Consider the following 749-nt stretch of genomic DNA (forward strand, 5'->3'; position numbering starts at 1 on the left):
CCTCTCAAGGGCGACAACAGCACCCGCCTGATCGTCACCCATTCGCACCCCGATCATGTCGGTCTCGCCGGGTGGATCGTCGAACGGTTCAACTGCCCGCTGGTGATGTCGCAGGTCGAATATCTGCAATCGGTCTATCACCAGAACCGCGGCACCGCGGAGCGGCAGGAGGCGCAGCGGCTGTTCTTCCGCCGCCACGGCATGGACGAGTCGCTCACCGAAAAGCTGCTCGGCCGCGGCCAGGACTATCTCAAGCGCGTCTCGGTGCTGCCGCCGTCCTACCGCCGCATCTCGCATGGCGACGACGTCGTGATCGGCACGCGCCGCTTCAAGGTGATCACGGGCGGCGGCCACGCGCTCGACCAGGTGATGCTGTATTGCGCCGACGACAAGCTGTTCCTTTCCGCCGACCAGGTGCTGAGCAGGATCTCGCCCAATGTCAGCGTCTGGGCGGTCGAGCCCGACCAGAACTCGCTCGGCGAATATCTGGCCTCGCTCGCAAGCCTCACCACGACGCTCCCCTATGATGTGCTGGTGCTGCCCGGCCACGGCGTGCCGTTCTACGGGCTCAAGACCCGCATCAAGCAGCTCGCCGACCACCACGAGGAGCGCTGCCGCCTGATCGCGGAAGCCTGCCGCGAGGTGCCGCAGACCTCGCGCGCCCTGGTGCCCGTGGTGTTCAACAAGCACGTGCTGGACGAACACCAGATGGGCTTCGCCGCCGGCGAGCTCGTCGCCCACGTCAACTA

General features: G+C 66.2%; 1 protein-coding gene. It reads left to right on the forward strand.

Translation table 11 applies throughout. The features are described 5' to 3' along the window. Window positions 1-749 (forward strand): MBL fold metallo-hydrolase (locus AC1D00_RS43790; protein ID WP_477015025.1); only part of this gene is annotated, 749 nt, incomplete at both ends.

It is taken from the genome of Bradyrhizobium sp. P2_E8 (genome assembly GCF_056403875.1).